Source organism: Gordonia sp. NPDC003424, from assembly GCF_053588655.1.
Genome location: NZ_JBSFQJ010000002.1, coordinates 371,865 through 389,747, shown reverse-complemented (window position 1 = coordinate 389,747; position 17,883 = coordinate 371,865). Strand labels below are relative to the sequence as shown.

17 protein-coding genes and 2 tRNA genes are annotated in these 17,883 nt (G+C 66.7%); 4 read left to right on the top strand and 15 right to left on the bottom strand.

The window, feature by feature from the left end; genetic code table 11:
- Positions 1-26: 26 nt before the first annotated feature.
- Complete coding sequence (locus ACWDTI_RS04375; RefSeq protein WP_449736806.1) at positions 27-920, bottom strand: rhomboid family intramembrane serine protease; 894 nt, start codon at positions 918-920, stop codon at positions 27-29.
- A 47-nt stretch (positions 921-967) separates the two neighbouring features.
- Positions 968-1,498: a peptidylprolyl isomerase gene (locus tag ACWDTI_RS04370; protein ID WP_449736805.1), complete on the bottom strand. Its 531-nt coding sequence runs from the start codon at positions 1,496-1,498 to the stop codon at positions 968-970.
- Positions 1,499-1,584: 86 nt separating this feature from the next.
- Here ACWDTI_RS04370 and ACWDTI_RS04365 point away from each other — a divergent pair, with 86 nt between their 5' ends.
- From ACWDTI_RS04365 to ACWDTI_RS04355, 3 genes are all read left to right on the top strand, one after another.
- On the top strand, positions 1,585-1,761 hold the full coding sequence (locus ACWDTI_RS04365) for a hypothetical protein (RefSeq protein ID WP_449736804.1): 177 nt from the start codon (positions 1,585-1,587) through the stop codon (positions 1,759-1,761).
- A gap of 420 nt (positions 1,762-2,181) precedes the next feature.
- The gene (locus ACWDTI_RS04360) at positions 2,182-2,478 is read left to right on the top strand and encodes a hypothetical protein (RefSeq protein WP_449736803.1); all 297 of its coding nucleotides are present in this window, start codon (positions 2,182-2,184) and stop codon (positions 2,476-2,478) included.
- Positions 2,462-2,917 carry a DUF4190 domain-containing protein gene (locus ACWDTI_RS04355; RefSeq protein ID WP_449736802.1) on the top strand — a complete coding sequence of 152 codons (456 nt, stop codon included), beginning with the start codon at positions 2,462-2,464 and terminating at the stop codon, positions 2,915-2,917. Before ACWDTI_RS04360 ends, ACWDTI_RS04355 begins: the two co-directional genes overlap by 17 nt.
- Positions 2,918-3,041: 124 nt before the next feature.
- On the opposite strand, the gene ACWDTI_RS04350 is transcribed toward ACWDTI_RS04355, so the two are convergent.
- The 5 genes from ACWDTI_RS04350 to ACWDTI_RS04330 all read right to left on the bottom strand — a co-directional run bounded on the left by ACWDTI_RS04350 (position 3,042) and on the right by ACWDTI_RS04330 (position 7,432).
- Complete coding sequence (locus ACWDTI_RS04350) at positions 3,042-3,755, bottom strand: hypothetical protein (RefSeq protein ID WP_449736801.1); 714 nt, start codon at positions 3,753-3,755, stop codon at positions 3,042-3,044.
- 96 nt (positions 3,756-3,851) lie between these two features.
- A complete protein-coding gene (locus ACWDTI_RS04345; RefSeq protein ID WP_449736800.1) occupies positions 3,852-5,150 on the bottom strand; it encodes a hypothetical protein in 1,299 nt (432 codons plus the stop codon).
- Between the two features lie 75 nt (positions 5,151-5,225).
- Positions 5,226-6,071: a hypothetical protein gene (locus tag ACWDTI_RS04340; RefSeq protein WP_449736799.1), complete on the bottom strand. Its 846-nt coding sequence runs from the start codon at positions 6,069-6,071 to the stop codon at positions 5,226-5,228.
- 282 nt (positions 6,072-6,353) lie between these two features.
- Complete coding sequence (locus tag ACWDTI_RS04335; protein ID WP_449736798.1) at positions 6,354-6,833, bottom strand: enoyl-CoA hydratase; 480 nt, start codon at positions 6,831-6,833, stop codon at positions 6,354-6,356.
- Positions 6,834-6,946: 113 nt separating this feature from the next.
- Positions 6,947-7,432, bottom strand: a complete 486-nt coding sequence (locus ACWDTI_RS04330) for an enoyl-CoA hydratase (RefSeq protein ID WP_449736797.1) — start codon at positions 7,430-7,432, stop codon at positions 6,947-6,949.
- Positions 7,433-7,667: 235 nt separating this feature from the next.
- Here ACWDTI_RS04330 and ACWDTI_RS04325 point away from each other — a divergent pair, with 235 nt between their 5' ends.
- Positions 7,668-8,270 carry a hypothetical protein gene (locus ACWDTI_RS04325; protein WP_449736796.1) on the top strand — a complete coding sequence of 201 codons (603 nt, stop codon included), beginning with the start codon at positions 7,668-7,670 and terminating at the stop codon, positions 8,268-8,270.
- Positions 8,271-8,309: 39 nt separating this feature from the next.
- Here ACWDTI_RS04325 and ACWDTI_RS04320 read toward each other — a convergent pair.
- The 8 genes from ACWDTI_RS04320 to dnaN form a co-directional block, all read right to left on the bottom strand.
- Positions 8,310-8,385, bottom strand: a tRNA-Ala gene (locus ACWDTI_RS04320).
- Positions 8,386-8,409: 24 nt separating this feature from the next.
- A tRNA-Ile gene (locus tag ACWDTI_RS04315) sits at positions 8,410-8,486 on the bottom strand.
- A gap of 96 nt (positions 8,487-8,582) precedes the next feature.
- Complete coding sequence (locus ACWDTI_RS04310; RefSeq protein ID WP_449736795.1) at positions 8,583-9,416, bottom strand: DUF3566 domain-containing protein; 834 nt, start codon at positions 9,414-9,416, stop codon at positions 8,583-8,585.
- 113 nt (positions 9,417-9,529) lie between these two features.
- Complete coding sequence (gyrA, locus tag ACWDTI_RS04305; RefSeq protein ID WP_449736794.1) at positions 9,530-12,016, bottom strand: DNA gyrase subunit A; 2,487 nt, start codon at positions 12,014-12,016, stop codon at positions 9,530-9,532.
- A gap of 98 nt (positions 12,017-12,114) precedes the next feature.
- Entirely contained in the window at positions 12,115-14,184 is a 2,070-nt protein-coding gene (gene gyrB / locus ACWDTI_RS04300) for a DNA topoisomerase (ATP-hydrolyzing) subunit B (protein WP_449736793.1), read from the bottom strand.
- Positions 14,185-14,514: 330 nt separating this feature from the next.
- Positions 14,515-15,072: a DUF721 family protein gene (locus ACWDTI_RS04295; RefSeq protein WP_449736792.1), complete on the bottom strand. Its 558-nt coding sequence runs from the start codon at positions 15,070-15,072 to the stop codon at positions 14,515-14,517.
- The gene (gene recF, locus ACWDTI_RS04290; protein ID WP_449736791.1) at positions 15,069-16,346 is read right to left on the bottom strand and encodes a DNA replication/repair protein RecF; all 1,278 of its coding nucleotides are present in this window, start codon (positions 16,344-16,346) and stop codon (positions 15,069-15,071) included. The genes ACWDTI_RS04295 and recF overlap by 4 nt, the downstream gene beginning before the upstream one ends.
- 24 nt (positions 16,347-16,370) lie before the next feature.
- Positions 16,371-17,534, bottom strand: coding sequence for a DNA polymerase III subunit beta (gene dnaN / locus ACWDTI_RS04285; protein WP_449736790.1), 1,164 nt, complete (start codon positions 17,532-17,534; stop codon positions 16,371-16,373).
- Positions 17,535-17,883 lie beyond the last annotated feature (349 nt).

Below are 17,883 nucleotides of genomic sequence, written 5' to 3'. Positions count from 1 at the left end.
GAGCACGCCCGGCTCGAGCGCTGTCCTCAGTTGAGGACGCTGTGGGTGCCGGTCGTCAGGCCGACCCCGACACCGATGGCGAGTGCCACCAGCAGCAACACCACGATCGCGATCCAGCCGATCCTGCTCACCGCTGCCGCGGTGCGCTTCTCCGGCGCCAGCAGCCAGTGGGGCAGGAAGATGATGCCGGCGGTGGCGGCGGCCCCGAACAGGAGTCCGCCGACGTGCGCGAGCAGCGAGATGCCCGGGATGGTCACCGACATGACCAGGTTCAGCACGATCACCGAGATGACCGGCACCGGCGACGCCTTCGCCTTCAACACGATGATGAGGACGGCCCCCATCAGGCCGTAGATGGCGCCGGAGGCGCCGGCGTTGATCGCGTTGTCCGACCCGAGCAGCATGACCGCCGCGCTGCCACCGAGCAGCGCGGTGAAGTAGATCGCCAGGTAGCGGGGTATTCCCACCGCGATCTCGAGGTCGCGGCCGAGGATGTACAGCGAGATCATGTTGACGGCGATGTGGGTGACCGAGAAGTGCAGGAAACCGGCGGTCAGCAGACGCCAGTACTCGCCGCCGGCCACCCATGGCTTGTACAGCGCCCAGTCGACGAACAGCGGCGATCGGATCATGTCGGTGCTGCGGGCCTGCAGGGCGCAGATGGCGAAGACGAGGACGTTGACCGCGATCAGACCGTAGGTCGCGTAGGGCCGGGCGGCGACCATCGGTTTGGCGACCATGGGCCGGATGCCGCGGTCGCCGAAGGTCGGCTCGATCGCCGACCGCTGGACACCGTCACGGGCGAGGCAGTCGACGCAGTGCTGTCCGACGGCCGCCGGCCGAAGACATTCCGGACAGGCGGGTCGTCCACAGCGGCTGCACGACTGCCCGGTCGGACGGTCGGGATGCCGAAAACACACCGCCGGCGCGCCGGCGGTGTGTGGTGGATCGGGGTGGTGGGGTCCGGTCAGTTGATCTCGACCTTTTCGATCACCACGGCGTCGAGCGGCCGGTCGGCGCGATCGGTCGAGGTGCCCGCGATCGCGTCCACGACCTGCTGGGACGTCGGATCGGTGACCTCACCGAAGATGGTGTGCCGCCGGTTGAGGTGCGGGGTGGGCCCGACGGTGATGAAGAACTGCGAACCGTTGGTGCCCGGGCCGGCGTTGGCCATGGCGAGCAGGTACGGGCGGTCGAACTGCAGCTCCGGATGGAATTCGTCGGCGAACTGGTAGCCGGGGCCGCCACGGCCGGTGCCGGTCGGGTCGCCACCCTGGATCATGAAGCCCTCGATGACCCGGTGGAACACCGAGCCGTCGTAGAACGGCCCGCTGTTACCACCGGAGGCGTTGGGCTGGCTGTACTCGGCCGAGCCGTCGGCGAGGCCGGTGAAGTTGGCCACCGTCTTGGGTGCGTGGTTTCCGAAGAGATCGACAACGATGTCGCCGCGATTGGTGTGCAGGGTCGCGGTCTGCGTCTTGGTAGTCACGTCATCCATCCAACCACTTCTGCGATCGGGTGGTTGCAGCCCTCGGCGAACACACCCGGCATGACAGAGGACGCGGGGCCTGGCACGCTGGAGTCATGTCGAAGAAGTATGTGTGGTCGGCGATCGCCGCTGCCGTGATCGCCGTGTTGACCGCCGGCACCGTGGTCGTCGCCCTTCGGGCGCGAAAGGATCCGCCGCCGATCTCGCCGACCGTGCCCCGGGTCGAGGATCTCCCGCTCCAGCCCGTGGGTGAGGCGCCGGCGGCGTCGTAGTGCGGTAGGGGCACTGTTCCGGTCCGTGCACCGGTAATTTGTAACCGTGACCTCCGACGACAGTTCGAGTTCCCCCGCCGACGACGACGCCGGTAGCGGAACCGACGACGCCGCGCCGCCGGCACCACAGGTGGCGGCACCCTGGGAACGCCCACCACTCGGACCGGTCACCGCACCAGATCCACTCCCCGGCTCCAGCGTCGGCCGCTACGGCAGTCGCCGCCCGTCGTCGCCACCCGATCAGCCGGGCCCCGAACGCTCCTCGCTCGGCGGTCCTTCCGGCCCGCCGACCACCTCCGATTCCCGGCGGCCGCCCCCCGGGCCGGGCCCGGTACCGCCGGGCGCTCCGCCGCGGCGTGGGCCGATACCACCGCCGAGGGGTTCCGCGCCTCCCGAAGGTTCCGGCGGTGGCATTCCGCCATGGAACACCGCTCCGCCCGGCACCCGGCCGGGAGCGCCGAGACGCAACGGTCCGCCCCCTCCCGGATATCGACCGCCACCGCCTCGCGGACCCGCGCCCGGTCGTTCGGGGCCGGCCGGCACTCCCCCGACGGCCGGCGAGTTGGCGAGAAATGCGCCCCGCGTTACGGATTCCGGTGGGCCACCACCGAGTTCTGCCCCGACGAAGGCCGGACCGGCCGCGAGTCCGACACGCGAAGTCCCGTCTCCGTCGTCGGAGTCCAGCGGTCGTCATTCGACGGTGCCGCGCTCCGGTGACGCCGAGAACCGCGCCCGTCCCGAACCGTTTCTCGACGACGACATCGAGCCGATCATCTCGACCAGCAAGTCCGACACCACGAGCACGGATCAACCACTTGCCTACTCCGCCAGCCGTTCCGACGGCGACGCATCGGACACACCGGTGACCTCACGAACCCGTGGCGACGGTGCGCCTGCCAAACGGAACGCGCCGGCGGCGGCAACCCGTGCGCCGGCGACCAACCGCACCGCCATCTGGGCGTTGGTGCTCTCGCTCCTGGGCATCACCGCACCCATCGGACTGTTCCTCGGCTACCGCGCCCGGTCGACCATTTCCCGCACCAGGGAGCTCGGTGAATCGTATGCGCGCGTGGCTATTTGGATCGGCTGGCTCTATGTCGTGGTGGTCGTGTTCGTGTTGGTGATCTACTTCTGGATTGCCGGGCAGGGTTCGTAAGGGTCAGTTCGCCATCCGCTACGGCACGAGCATGTAGAAGGCGGTGCTACCCGACTGCGGGACCGGCACCGCCGTGTTGCTGTAGACGGCGAAGCCCTGAGTGCCGGCAACGTGTTGAGCCGAACTACATTCGAGCATCGCTCGTGGCGGCGGCGAGCGCTTGTAATGCCGCGTGCGTGTGTGGCGAAAATGCCTCCTGGGCACCGCGATCCAGTGCCGTACCGGCACCGAGCACCGGGTCGTAGTCGAGTCCGATCACGCCGGCAACCTGTCCACTGACCGCATCCGTCACCATCTGAGTCAGCGCTTCGTGGTTGAGAGTCGGTACCTGGCAACAGATCACGACGATCGTCGACCGCAGCAGCCCGACCCGTTCCCACTCGCTGAAGATGATCCGCGCACGATTCAGCAGATCGGGTCTCGGACCGATGACCACAACCGGTGTCACGTGGGCGAGTTCACTCTCCACGAGATCGGGTAGCACGCTCAGCGCCCGCGCTCCGGCATCGACGACGGGAACCGCCCCACGACGCCAGGATTCGACGATGGCCTCGGGGACGGTTGCGCCCTCCGGCGGCAGCCACAGACCCGTGCCCATTGTCGACCGCAGAAGTTCCGGATCGCCGTGACCCTTGAGCCGCAGCTCCATGTCGCCGTCGTTGCTTGCCGCGTCGACCCACCAGGACATCGGACCGAGCGTGGTCGCCGCCCGATACTCGGCGAGCAGGGCCGCCACCACCGACGTCCCGACGCCGCCGGCCGTGCCGCACACGACGACCGCGTGCTCGGGTAGTGCGCGCGGGTCGACGGGCGGTTGGTCATGTGGGTCGTGATTCATCGGAACTCAGTGTATCGATCGGGGTTTCGCGGACAGATGGTGCAACGGCGACGGACCTGCTGGGTGCATGTCTCGACGCCTGGTGTGAGCGTGGTGTCAGCCGGCCGCCGGCGCCCAGGTCACCTGCACGTTCGGCATCTGCCTCTGCAGATTCTTGGTCGCCTGCTTGGTGGCCTCGCGGATGCTCTTCTGCGCCTGGTCTCCCACCGGACCCAGTGCCCGGTATGGCGCCTGTGCGCGGCCGGCGTCCCAGTTGACGGCGAGAGTGCGCTCGCCGATCTGGGTCTCCGCGTGCACGTCACCGCGCGAGTTGACCACGTAGTCGACGGCGGGGAGTCCGGCCTTGGACGCCTGATCGGCAGGCAGGGTGATGCGGAACTGGTTGGGGCCCGTCGGCTCGGACGGATCCGTCTGCGGGTCGGTCTGGTTCAGCAGCCACGGTGCCTGGGGGTTCGTGCCGGGGTCTCCGGCACCCAGGGCGTACGCGGCGCCGCCGCCGAGAGTGCCGCCGACGACGGCGCCGACGGTTCCGGCCACTGCTCCCGCGGCGGCTCCGCCGACAACAGCACCGATACCCGCGCCGATGAGTGCGCCCGGCCCGGCTGCGGCAAGTGCGGCCGGTCCGGCCCCTGCGGCACCCACTCCGCCGGTCGTGACGATCAGCGATATCGCGCCGGAGGCCGCTCCGATGCCGGCACCGGCCACCGCTCCAATTCCTGCACCCACCAGAGCACCGGGGATGATGGCCGGAATACCAAGTGCCGCAGCACCCGCCGTGCCACCCGACATCACGCCGATGATGGTGGACGCCGCCCGTCGACTTGCCTCATCCTTGGGAACACCCACCGAGATCAAACCCTGGGCGATCTTCGCCTCGCCGTACGCCGACCACGCGTTGATCGAGTTGACGTCGTTCTTCGTCAGCCAAGTGGGCTTCTCGCTCACCCAGTTACCGACCCGCAGCATGTTCCGCGGAGGCGCGATCGGCCTCACCGGCGCAACGGGTTTCGGCACCGTCAACGGTTCTTCGGGCACCGGGTTGTATGCGGTCTGATAGTTCGGTGATGCGTCCTGCTGGGTGTACGGCTGGTACGGGGCCTCCTGCGGCGGAGCCGGAATCGTTCCCGGACCGGGGACATACACCGGCGCGGCGGGCTCGACCTGCCGGAGCTCGGGGGTGGGCGCGGTCCCGCCCTGCTGTGGCGCAGACTGATCCGGAGTGGTGCCGCCCTGTTGGGGCGCAGTGTCATTGGGGTTGGTGCCACCCTGCTCGGGAGCAGCAACGGCGGCACCCGCGCCGAGTCCGGTGGCGATGGACGCGACCAGGACCGCGGAGGTCAGGGTGGTCTTCATCGTCGTGGAGCGCCCTGCTCCATTGCGCATGTAGTGCTTCATGATTCGTTCGATTCCCCTCGTGGATGATCTCGCGACGCCCCCTGCGCCGTGAGTGAGTTGTTCTGCGTTGCAGTGCTATTCGTCGGCTTTGATAGAAGCGATGAGATACTTGCCGTCTGTCTGCACGGTCTCGATCGTCTGTCGGTAAACGACTTGTGCTTTGCCGGGCGAGCTTTCGGTGAGCAGGACGCTGAAGGTGTTGTTCCCACGGTCGGTGATCGACAGGCAATGCGTCGTGCCGGCCGGTACCTGATCGATGTACTGCTGCAGAATTTCCTGTTTCGCAACAGCATTCGGGACCGCGACCGCGACGGCCTGCTGCGCAGACCGTTCGACGTAGTACGCGTGGTTGAACGCCTTGATGACACCCGGCCCGGACTGCAGGTCCCCGGCGTCGTTGCCGGTGGTGAGACCGCCACTGGTGTTCGACGGACAGGAACTCCCAGCGTCGGCGGTCGCCGTCGTGGTCTCGGCCGACGTGGTCTGGGGTTGAGCGGCCGGGTCCTCCTCGGCGCCCCCGGCCACACGAACGAGGGCGAGAGTCGATCCGACGAGGACCAGGAGGACGACCGCAGCGACTCCGACGATCGCCGTCCGCTTTCCCGTCCATCCGCCACCGGGTCTGGAGTTGCTCTCGGAGTCGCGCCGAAACTTCTGTTTCGACTTGTCGGCTTCGGTGGCGAGGAAGGACTCCCAGTCCGTCGCAGGCTGGTCGAAGGTGCTCCGGGGTGTCAGGCTCTCGTCGTGGCCGACGGCGGGCGCAATCGCCTCAGGGTGCGCCGATGGCGAATACGCATCGGTAAGCCCGAGCCTGGCCGACGCCAGCTCACGCGCGAGTTCACGCGCGGGGGTCGCGCCGGTGGCCGGCCACGCGGGAATGTCATCGAACCAGCGCTGTGGCCCCCCGCCGGGCCCCGTCATGCCGTCGCCCCGTCGCGCCAGTGCGCGAGAGCGCCTGGACGCACGCACGGCACCACAACGTTGCCTGCGCAGGCAAAGATTCCCCCATGCATCTACCGAACCCCCGATTCGCTAGCAGGACCTTAGCGCAGCCGCTGTGTGCGTTGCACCTCACACGACATGGCTTTGGTCGCCAAGAACGCCTTTAGTCGCACGTCAGAGAGCTGAAGCAACGGATTTACCAACAGCTATCTCTACTTTGTGAGACCAAACTCACACACGCCGGCCTGCGGGCGCCGGCGATCACGGAACAACGGTCCAGAACGTCCCGCCGTAGCCCTGAAGGATGTGGCCCGGAGCGTTGACGGCATACGGGGCGCTACCGAGTCCGAGGAAACCTGAGCCGGTGACGACATCCCGGACTATCCGCTGCTTGGAAGGACCGAACGTCAGTGGGAACCATCGCTCGCGATAGTTCAACCCCGGACCTTCCTGGACCATGCCCACCATCACGCGACATTTGGGATTGCGCTTCCATCCCGGCCCCTCACCGGTGAACCCGGACGACGTATACGTGACCCGGACAACGCCTCGTTTTCCCGGCGGCGTCGACAGCGAGACGATGACATTCCCGCGACAGAAGTCGTGGTCGCCGAACGTGGCCATGCTGTTGCTCCACAGAAATACGCCCGGAAGCGGCGTATCAGCCGCCGCCCCACCCGCTCCGAGCCACGACAACGCACCCACCGTCACCGCCACCAGCACCACACCGATACTCCGCACGACTCCCCCTCGTCAGACGTCCAAGAACCCGGCAACCCTATCTGACAACGGTGATGCACCCAATCTCCGTCATTCGATCGCGGCACGCTGTTTCGGCGACGGACAGACGCAGGTTACGGAATGACCGCGTAGAACGCCGGGCCGCTGCCCACGGGGGTCTTCAGGACCGGACTGTTGATCGCCAGCGGCGCAACGCCGATGATGGCCGGCCCTGATCCGGTGACGATGTCGCGGACATAGCGCTGTCCCGGACGAGGTCCGAAGGACATCGGGTAATAGCGCTCCACGCGCGAAAGACCCGGTCCCTGATTGACGATCGCCATCCGCACTGTGCACTTGGGGTTGCGATGCCACCCAGGCTGGTTTCCCGTGAAACCAAACGATGTGAACGTCACTCGGACGACACCGCGCTTGCCGGTCGGCGTCGACATCCGCACCCTCACCGTCCCCCGGCAGTTGTCGTGGTCACCGACCATCGACGACAAGTCGCTGTATTGGTAGTACCCACGGATCGGCGTATCAGCCGCCGCCCCACCCGCTCCGAGCCACGACAACGCACCCACCGTCACCGCCACCAGCACCGCACCGATACTCCGCACGACTCCCCCTCGTCAGACGTCCAAGAACCCGGCAACCCTATCTGACAACGGTGATGCACCCAATTTTCGTCATTCGATCGCGGCACAGGAAACGGGTCTTGCGACTGTCCGGCACGCGGAGCACGATTGTGAGCGGAGTGGCTGCGGCCACGGGCCGTCGCTTCACGACGGAGACCTGCGACGGGTCGGCCACCACCATTGATCTCACTGCGGAGAAACCGCAAGGAGGCACATCATGTTCATTCAACTCATCGAGGGAAAGGTCTCCGATCCCGACAGGCTCCAACAGTGCATGGACCGTTGGGATCGGGATCTTCGGCCGGGGGCCACCGGGTATCTCGGCACCACCGCGGGGACATGCGACGACGGCACCTTCGTCGCGTTGGCGCGATTCGACTCCGAGGAGTCGGCGCGACGTAACAGCGACCGTCCCGAGCAGGGCGCCTGGTGGTCCGAGGCAGAAGGGTGTTTCGAGGGCGAGGTGACGTTCATGGATTGTCCGGACGTGACCGAATGGATGGGTGGCGGCTCCGACGACGCCGGCTTCGTCCAGATCATGGAGGGCCACTCGCCCGATCTCGGCCGGATGCGGGAGGTGCTCGATCAGTCAGCCGGCCGGGTACACGAACTGCGTCCGGAGATCATCGGCGCGACATTGTGCAGTGGCAGCGGAGACGGATTCGTGGAGGCGGTCTACTTCACATCCGAAGCGGAGGCACGCGAACACGAGACGCTGGAGATGCCCGACGATCTACGGTCACTCTTCGAGGAGGAGATGAACCTGATGGGTGCGGACGTGGTGTACCGCGACCTGCATCGTCCGCTGCTGTACAGCTAGGGTGCGCCGCCCATTCGGCTGATGAATGAGTGGGTGGGGTGGTGGAGCCTAGGAGATTCGAACTCCTGACATCCGCCTTGCAAAGGCGGCGCTCTACCAACTGAGCTAAGGCCCCGTGACGGGGTGAAACACCCCGTCGTGGTGGGCCTAGGAGGACTTGAACCTCCGACCTCTTCGTTATCAGCGAAGCGCTCTAACCGCCTGAGCTATAGGCCCTTGAACCGAGGTGTGAGATTACCCGACCCGACCCCGAATAACCAAAACGGGCGGCCCGGAACTCGTCCGGGCCGCCCGTTCGTGCAGGTCAGCCGGTCAATCCAGATCTGCCAGGGTCACTTCGGCGCCGCCGATGAGATCGGCGCACAGGTTGTAGATATAGGCCCCGATGGTGGCCAGCGCGGTCAGCAGGATCGCGTTGATCGCACCGAGGAGCGCCGCGTAGCCGAAGACCGTCCCGGCACCGATGATGTCGCCCTCGCTGCTCGAGCCGTCCGCGGTGACCAGCGTGCCGAACGAGCTGTTGACCTGATCCCACACGCCCATGCCGTCGAGAATGAGGTAGAGCACGGCGACCGAGATCATCCAGATCAGGAAGCCGACCACCGAGAGCACCGCCGCGATCTTGAACGTCGCCCACGGATCGATGCGGCGGATCTGCACGGATGCCCGCAGACCGCGCGCGATGCCGACCTCCGCCGGAGCCGAGCGGGGCGGAGTGGCCGCGGGCGCGGCCGGTTGCGCGTTGACGTGATGGATCGCGTCGAGATTCGGCAGATCCTCGTCCGGCAGGTTGCTGCGGTCGATGTGCCGGGTCGGCGATTCGACGAACTTCTGGTCGGCGAGGTCCGTCACGGTGGTGCCTCCGTTGCGATGGGGTCCGGCGCTGCGCGGATCGTCGAGTTTGGTGATGGGTGCCTGACCGGTCACGCCCGTCTCACTGGACGTGCTGACGATCCCCCGCGGCGGCGGGCCCGAGCGGCTGGTGCCGTTCGGGCCGTCGGACACCGACGATCCGGTCTCGGTCTGACCCCGCTGCCAGGGCGGGACCAGACCTCCCCTGCCGGAACCGTGCATGCCCGGTCCGGAACCAGGTCCGACGTCGCCGTTGGTCGGCTTCTTGTTCTCGGGCGTGTTCGGTGAGCTCACTGGCAATCCCTCATTCGATGACCTTCTGACGCCCCACCCGGGAGGTGGATCATCTACCGCCCCACCCTAGCGGCTACGGAGAGCCGACCACGGGAGCCGGCGACCGTGCCTCGCTACCTGGCGTCCTCTTCGTCCGGCTCGTCGGCATTGCGTGCAATCGCCAACAGCGTGGTGCCCTCGTCCAGATTCATCAGACGCACGCCCTTGGTCTGGCGGCCGGCCTTGCGGACCTGTTTGGCTCCGGTGCGGATCACCCCACCACCGGAGGTGATCGCGTAGAGCTCGGTGTCGTCGTCGACGATGAGCGCCCCGATCAGTTCTCCGCGACGACGGTCGTGCGCGATCGTCAGGACGCCCTTGCCGCCGCGGCCCTGCACCGGGTAGTCGTCCATTCCGGTGCGCTTGGCGTAACCACCCGATGTCGCCACCAGCAGATACGTGCCCTCGACGACGACGTTCAGACTCAGCAGGGTGTCGTCGGCGTTGAACCGCATGCCCTGCACCCCCGAGGTCTGGCGTCCCATCGGGCGCAGCGCCTCGTCGTCGGCGTGGAACCGGATCGACTGCCCCTGCTGTGAGACGAGCAGCAGATCGTCGTCGGCCGAGCACAGCTGGGCCCCGACGAGTTCGTCCTCGCCACGCAGATTGATGGCGGCGATGCCGCCGGAGCGGTTGGAGTCGAAGTCCTCGAGCTTGGACTTCTTGACCAGTCCGTTGCGGGTGGCGAGGACCAGGTACGGCGCGTCCTGATAGCTCTGGATCTGGATGACCTGCGCGATCCGTTCCTCCGGCTGGAACGCCAGCAGGTTCGCGACGTGCTGGCCGCGGGCGGTGCGGTTGGCCTCGGGCAGTTCGTATGCCTTGGCGCGGTAGACGCGGCCCTTCGTGGTGAAGAACAGGATCCAGTCGTGTGTGGAGCAGACGAAGAAGTGCGCGACGATGTCGTCCTGCTTGAGGCCGGCACCCTGCACGCCCTTGCCGCCGCGCCGCTGACTGCGGTACAGGTCGGTCTTGGTGCGCTTGGCGTAGCCGGTCTCGGTGATGGTGACGACGACGTCCTCGCGGGCGATCAGATCTTCGTCGCTGACGTCGCCGTCGGCCGCGATGATCTTGGTACGACGTTCGTCTCCGTACTTGTCGACGACGACCTTCAGTTCGTCGCGGACGATCGCGCGCTGCCGTTCCGGCTTGTCGAGGATGTCCTTCAGATCGGCGATCTCCCGCTCGATCTCGGCCAATTCGTCGATGATCTTCTGCCGCTCGAGAGCCGACAGTCGACGCAGCTGCATCGCTAGGATGGCGTCGGCCTGGATCTCGTCGATGTCGAGGAGGTCGATCAACCCGGTGCGGGCTTCCTCGGTGTTCGCCGACGCACGGATCAACCTGATCACTTCGTCTAGGGCGTCAAGCGCTTTCACCAGTCCGCGCAGGATGTGCGCGCGCTCCTCGGCCTTGCGCAGCCGATACCGCGTGCGCCGCACGATCACGTCGATCTGATGGGCGACGTAGAAGCGGATCATCTGATCCAGGCGCAGCGTGCGGGGGACACCGTCGACGATCGACAGCATGTTGGCCCCGAAGCTGGTCTGCAACTGGCTGTGCTTGTAGAGGTTGTTCAGCACCACCTTGGCGACGGCGTCACGCCGCAGGGTGATCACGATCCGCATGCCGACACGATCGGAGGACTGATCCTCGATCCGGCTGATGCCCTTGAGCTTTCCCTCGTTGACTTGTTCGGCGATCGACTGGATCAGGTTGTCCGGGTTGACCTGATACGGCAACTCGGTGACCACCAGGGTGGTGGTGCCCTTGTTCTCCTCGATGTCCACGACGCTGCGCATCCGGATGCTGCCGCGGCCGGTCATGTAGGCGTCCCGGATGCCCTGGCTGCCGACGATCAGTGCGGCCGTGGGGAAGTCCGGGCCCTTGATGGCCTCCATGCAGGCGGCCAGGGTCGCCTCCTCGTCGGCCTCCGGGTTCTCCAGCGCCCAGAAGACCGCGTCGGCAACCTCATTGAGGTTGTGCGGCGGGATGTTGGTGGCCATGCCGACCGCGATGCCGCCGGATCCGTTGATCAGCAGGTTCGGGATCCGCGACGGCAGAACCGTGGGTTCGTTGGTCTTGCCGTCGTAATTGGGCGTGAAATCGACTGTCTCCTCGTCGATGTCGCGCAGCATCTCCATCGCCAGCGGGGTCAGGCGGGCTTCGGTATAACGCATCGCGGCGGCGCCGTCGTTGCCGCGGGAACCGAAGTTGCCCTGACCGTCGATCAGCGGATACCGCATCGACCACGGCTGCGCCAGCCGCACCAGGGCGTCGTAGATCGCGGTGTCGCCGTGCGGATGATAGTTACCCATCGTCTCCGCAACGGGTTTCGCGGATTTCACGTAGCTGCGGTCGGGCCGGAACCCGGCGTCGTAGGACGCGTAGAGCAGGCGGCGGTGCACCGGTTTGAGGCCGTCCCGGACCTCGGGCAGTGCACGGCCCACGATCACGCTCATCGCGTAGTCGATGTAGCTGTTCTGCATCTCCTGGCCGAGATCGACCGGTTCGATACGGTCACCCTCGCCGCCGGTGGGCGGCAGTGTGGTGTCAGTCATTCGTGACCTTCTCTGATTGCGGACGGTGGTCTCGGTCTCGATACGCTCCGGACGCCGGCACTCCGGGTGCTACTCGGCCATCGATAGAGCGGATGGGGTCAGACATCAAGGAAGCGAACGTCTTTCGCGTTTCGGGCGATGAAGCTCCGGCGTGCGGCGACGTCCTCACCCATCAGGATGGAGAAGAGTTCGTCGGCGGCGGCCGCGTCGTCGAGCGTGACCTGACGCAGCACGCGAACCTCGGGATCCATGGTCGTTTCCCACAATTCCTTGGCGTTCATCTCACCAAGGCCCTTGTATCGCTGAATACCGTCGTCGGTGTTGATCTTCCAGCCGGCGGCGCGGCCGGCCTCGAGGAGGCCGTCTCGTTCGCGGTCGGAGTACGCGAACTCCGGCTCTCGCTTCTGCCACTTGAGCTTGTAGAGCGGCGGCTGCGCCAAGTACACGTGGCCGTGCTCGATCAACGGACGCATGAAGCGGAACAGCAACGTCAGCAGCAGCGTCGAAATGTGTTGTCCGTCAACGTCGGCGTCGGCCATCAGGACGATCTTGTGATAGCGCAGCTTGGCGATGTCGAACTCGTCGTGGATGCCGGTGCCGAAGGCGGTGATGATCGACTGGACCTCGGCGTTCTTGAGGACTCGGTCGATGCGGGCCTTCTCGACGTTGATGATCTTGCCGCGCAACGGCAGGATCGCCTGATACATCGAGTCGCGCCCCGATTTCGCGCTGCCGCCGGCCGAATCGCCCTCGACGATGTAGACCTCGCACTTCGACGGGTCGTTGCTGCGGCAGTCGGCAAGCTTGCCGGGGAGACCGCCGATGTCGGTTGCGGTCTTGCGGCGCACCAACTCTCGTGCCTTGCGTGCGGCCATCCGCGCCTGCGACGAGTCGACCGCCTTCTTCACGATGATCTTGGCCTCGGCCGGGTTCGACTCGAACCAGTGCGCGAGATGCTCGTTGCAGGTCTTCTGGACGAAGCTCTTGACCTCGGTGTTACCCAGCTTGGTCTTGGTCTGTCCCTCGAACTGCGGGTCGGAGACCTTCACCGAGATGACCGCGGCCAGGCCCTCGCGGATGTCGTCGCCGGTGAGCTTCCCGTCCTTCTCCTTGAGGAGCTTCTTGTCGAGCGCGTACTTGTTCACCGTACTGGTCAGCGCCGCACGAAAACCTTCCTCGTGCGTGCCGCCCTCGTGGGTGTTGATGGTGTTGGCGAAGGTGTGCACCGACTCCGAATAGCCGGCGTTCCACTGCATGGCGATCTCGACCTCGTGGCCGGTGCCCTTGGCGTTGAATCCGACGACCGACTGGTGGATCGGGTTCTTGGTCCGGTTGAGGTGCTTGATGTAGTCGACGAGGCCGTCGGGGTAGTGATAGGTGCGGGTGCGGACCTTGGCGGCCCGCTGCTTGCGTTCCTCCTCGGACTTGATCATCTCGGCCTTGTCGCCGTCGGTGTCCATCTCGGCCTCGGCGACCGCCGCCTCGTCGGAGGGACGATTGTCGGTCAGGGTGATGGTCAGACCCTTGTTGAGGAACGCCATCTCCTGCAGCCGGCGGGCGACGGTCTCCGCGGAGAACGTGGTGGTCTCGAAGATCTTCGGGTCCGGCCAGAACCGGACGGTGGTCCCCGTCTTGCGCGTCGCGTCGCCCTTGTCCAGCGGTCCGGGCTTGGCGTAGTCGTAGGTCTGCTCCCAACCGAAGCCGCCGTAGTTGATCTCGAGTTCGACCTTGGTGGACAGGGCGTTGACCACCGAGATGCCCACACCGTGCAGACCACCCGAGACCGCGTACGCGTCGGAATCGAACTTGCCGCCGGCATGCAGCTGCGTCATGACCACCTCGACGGTGGGGACGCCGGTGGCGTGCATGCTGGTGGGGATGCCGCGGCCGTCGTCGACGACCTGAACACCGCCGTCGGCGAGGAGCGTGACGTCCACCTTGCTGGCAAACCCCGCCATCGCCTCGTCGACGGAGTTGTCGACGACCTCCCAGATCAGGTGATGCAGCCCACGTTCACCGGTCGAGCCGATGTACATGCCCGGTCGTTTGCGGACCGCTTCGAGACCTTCGAGGATGCTGATCGAATCGGCGCCGTACTCCCCCGGCTTCTTCTTGGGACTCTTCTTTGCGGAGGTGTCCGGCCCGGTGCTGTCGTTCGTCTCGGCCACGAGGTGGGTCCGCTCCTGTTCTGTGTCGGTGACTCCCGAACGGAGGCGACCGGTTCACGCACACGGAGACACGCCCGTGGGTGATCACGGACGAGATCGGTATGCGGGTCCGGCTCGTGAGCCGGGCCTGGTCCACCCCTGTCGGGACAACTTCAACCATTGTACTGCCTCACCCGAATAGAAACGGGTATCTGGGACCCCCAACGTGGGCACAGATCGATTTTTTCCGGTTGATGCCGGACCGATTGTGGATCGGCGACAATCACGCCGTCCTGGGGACAACAGACTCGCTTTCCGGTGCGGAATCTGCTAGGCGTCGCCGACATTCACTCACCCGTAGGTGTCGCGTGGTCCACGACCGGGGACGCTGCGCGGTCCCTTCCGCCACGACGGTGCCTTGGGTCCGGTGATCCGCAGGGTGGTGACCATGCCGTCGCCGACCGCCGTCGCGATCTTCGCCAGGATCGTCGACTGCATGTAGCGCAGTTGGGTCGCCCATGCGGTGGACTCGGCCTGGATGTGTAAGACGTTGTCCTGCAACGATGTTGGTTGCGCATGCGCGGCGATGTCGGTGCCGACGATCTGCTCCCACATGCCGAAGAGCGTGCCCTGACCGATGTGTGGCTGCCATCCGCGGTCCTGCGCGAGGCGGCCCGCGATCCGTCCGAAGACCTGCGGATCCCGCGAGTCTGGTCCCGATCCCGACCAACGCCGACGGCTCGCTCCCGCCCGGCGGGGACCCGCGATCGGTGAGGAGCGGCCCTGACCGACGGACTTTCCGGCGGCGCGGGCGGCCGCTCGTGCCTCCTCCAGGGCCCGACGGGCCAGTTCGTACCCGGTGAGCGGCGGCTCTCCGGGGTTGGCCTGCGGCAGCGAATCCTCGGTCATGACGCCTCCCCTGTCCCGAATGCCCTGTCGGTCGCGATGTCCGTGTCGGTCACGACATCCTCGTCGGCCACGACATCCTCGTCCGCGGCATCGTCCCCGTCCGCGGCACCCACCACGGTCGAGTATCGCCGGCCGTTGTCGTCCACCACGTCGATGCCGATGCGACGGCCGCCGATGCGGGCGGGGATGTCGTCCGGTACCGCTGCGGTGATCAGCAACTGCTCGGCCGACGCGGTGAAGTCTGCCAGTTGGGTACGACGCTGCGCGTCGAGCTCGGCGAACACGTCGTCGAGCATGATGACCGGTTCGATCCCCTCGGCCCGGATGAGTTCCACCGATCCGAGACGCAGCGCCAGGGCCAGCGACCACGATTCGCCGTGGCTGGCAAAACCTTTGGCCACGTCGGTCCCGAGGATGATGTCGATGTCGTCGCGGTGTGGCCCGACCAGGCTGACCCCGCGGTCGATCTCCTTGCTGCGCAGCTCGGCGAGACGCGCCAGCAGGATGTCGCGGATGTCGTCGGCGGCGGCCGGAGTGCCCGGCGACGGAAGAACCTCGGGACCGGCGGCCGCGCGGTAGGCGAGGGTGGCCGGACGCGAGTGCGGCGCGATCGCCGCGTATGCGGCGGCGACCTGCGGCGTCAGTTCGGTGAGGACGTCTATCCGTGCGGCGGTGACCTGCCCGCCCAACTCGGCGAGCTGTGCGTCCCACACGTCGAGGGTGCTGATCACCGAGTCGGCGTCGGCTCCGCCGCGGCGCAGGGCGGCGCCCGCGGTCTTGAGGAGCGCGGACCGCTGACGCAGGACCCGGTCGTAGTCGGACCGGGCGGCGGCCCAGCGTGGTCCTTTCTGGGCAACGAGTTCGTCGATGAATCGGCGACGATCGGCGGGATCCCCGCGGACCAGCAGCAGATCCTCCGGGGCGAACATGACCGCACGCAGAATCCCGAGGATGTCGCGTGCCCGGCGAGCCGGGCTGGTGTTGATGGTCGCCTTGTTGGCGCCCTCGGCATTGATCCGGAGTTGGACGGTCAGCTCACGGCCATTGTTCTCGACGGTCGCGGCGACGGTGGCGGTGGTGGCTCCCGCGTGCACCAGCGGGGCGTCGGTGCTGACCCGGTGCGAACGCAGATGCGCGAGGTAGAACACCGCCTCGAGGATGTTGGTCTTTCCGAATCCGTTGCGCCCCACAAAGATCGTCGGCTCGGGACGCAACGTCAGATCGATCTCGCGCCACGACCGGAAATCCCGCAGCGACAGTTCGCGGACGAACACGCCAATGCCTCCGTCGCGGAACGATCAGCCGGGCAGGCGCACGGGCATCAGCAGGTACGTGAACGCACTCTGGGGCGCGACGAAGGCACCCGACTCGTCGGCCACCGGCTCCTCGCCGCTCGACGGTCGCAGCACGGCGGGGCGGCTCGGGGTGGTGAATCCGAAGTCGACCGACGCTGCGCCGATGGCCGAGAGCCCGTCTTGCAGATATCCGGGATTGAACGCGATGGTCAGCGGCTCGCCCTGGAACTCGACGGGCAGCTCTTCCTCGGCCTTGCCGGCCTCGTCGCCGCCGGCGGTCAGCAGCACCGACCCGTCGCGGAACTCCATGCGCACCTGCGCACCACGCTCGGCGACGAGGGCGACACGTTTGATCGCCTCGATCAGCGGGGCGCTCTCGATGGTGGCGACCGCGGTGTGAGTGGCCGGCAACAGTTGACGGAACTTCGGGAACTCGGCATCGAGCAGGCGGGTGGTGGTGCGTTTCGTCTGGCCGAGGATGCCGAGAATGCCCTCACCCCCGATGGCCGATCCGTTTCCGAGCGCCAGCTCGACCGCACTCTCACCACCCGCGGTCTTCGCGCTCTCCGAGAGGGTCTTGGCCGGGACCAGCACCGCGCCGGCGGCGTCCCCGGAGGCGGGATCCCATTCGAGTTCGCGGACGGCGAGACGGAACCGGTCGGTGGCGGCGAGCACGACCCGGTTGCCGTCGATCTCGACGCGCACCCCGGTCAACATCGGCAGCGTGTCGTCCCGGCCGGCGGCGACGGCGACCTGGGAGATCGCCTCGGCGAACCGATCGGCCGGCAGGGTGCCGGTGACCACCGGGGGTTTCGGGAGTTCCGGGTAATCCTCGACCGGCATGGTGGGCAACGAGAACTTGGCGCTGCCGCAGGTGATGGAGACGCGGGCACCGTCGAGCGTCACATCGACCGGCTTGTTGGGCAGCGCGCGGGTGATGTCGGCGAGCAGCCGACCGGAGACCAGGACCTTGCCCGGGTCGGCGACCTCGGCCGCGATCGTCTCCTGCGCGGACACCTCGTAGTCGAAGCCGGACACCTCGAGACCGTTGTCGTCGGCGGTCAGGACCACACACCCGAGCACCGGGACGGGCGGGCGCGCCGGCAGGCTACGAGCCACCCATGCCACGGAATCTGCGAACTCGTCACGCGCGACACGGAACTTCATGCTGGGTGGTTGCCCTTCTCGTCCTTGTGGGTGATGGGAGATTCCCGGTGGGGCTTCCCACCATAGAACGAGGGTGCCAGACGGGGAACTGTTGGGGCGAACTACAAGCACCGACGCTCTCGGCGTGTCGGATCGGCCCCGCCGACTGTGCACAAGACCTTCTTTTGAAAAGGATCCTGAAGAGAGAAATTCATAACCGTAATAGGGCTTGTGGATCTGTGGATGGGGGTCGGGGACCGCAGGTCAGGCCGGATGGATCCGTGTGGACGCCCGGTGGAGTTTGTCGGGGCGAGATCGATAGCTGTTGTGGAGTTGGTGTTTGGTTCGCCGGGTGTCCACGCAACGTGCA

What these genes read in the sequence shown, in the direction of transcription:
- ACWDTI_RS04370 (WP_449736805.1), bottom strand. Translation starts at nt 1,498, where the DNA reads ATGGATGACGTGACTACCAAGACGCAGACCGCGACCCTGCACACCAAT.
- ACWDTI_RS04365 (WP_449736804.1), top strand. Translation starts at nt 1,585, where the DNA reads ATGTCGAAGAAGTATGTGTGGTCGGCGATCGCCGCTGCCGTGATCGCC.
- ACWDTI_RS04360 (WP_449736803.1), top strand. Translation starts at nt 2,182, where the DNA reads ATGGAACACCGCTCCGCCCGGCACCCGGCCGGGAGCGCCGAGACGCAA.
- ACWDTI_RS04350 (WP_449736801.1), bottom strand. Translation starts at nt 3,755, where the DNA reads ATGAATCACGACCCACATGACCAACCGCCCGTCGACCCGCGCGCACTA.
- ACWDTI_RS04345 (WP_449736800.1), bottom strand. Translation starts at nt 5,150, where the DNA reads ATGAAGCACTACATGCGCAATGGAGCAGGGCGCTCCACGACGATGAAG.
- ACWDTI_RS04340 (WP_449736799.1), bottom strand. Translation starts at nt 6,071, where the DNA reads ATGACGGGGCCCGGCGGGGGGCCACAGCGCTGGTTCGATGACATTCCC.
- ACWDTI_RS04325 (WP_449736796.1), top strand. Translation starts at nt 7,668, where the DNA reads ATGTTCATTCAACTCATCGAGGGAAAGGTCTCCGATCCCGACAGGCTC.
- gyrA (WP_449736794.1), bottom strand. Translation starts at nt 12,016, where the DNA reads ATGACTGACACCACACTGCCGCCCACCGGCGGCGAGGGTGACCGTATC.
- ACWDTI_RS04295 (WP_449736792.1), bottom strand. Translation starts at nt 15,072, where the DNA reads ATGACCGAGGATTCGCTGCCGCAGGCCAACCCCGGAGAGCCGCCGCTC.
- dnaN (WP_449736790.1), bottom strand. Translation starts at nt 17,534, where the DNA reads ATGAAGTTCCGTGTCGCGCGTGACGAGTTCGCAGATTCCGTGGCATGG.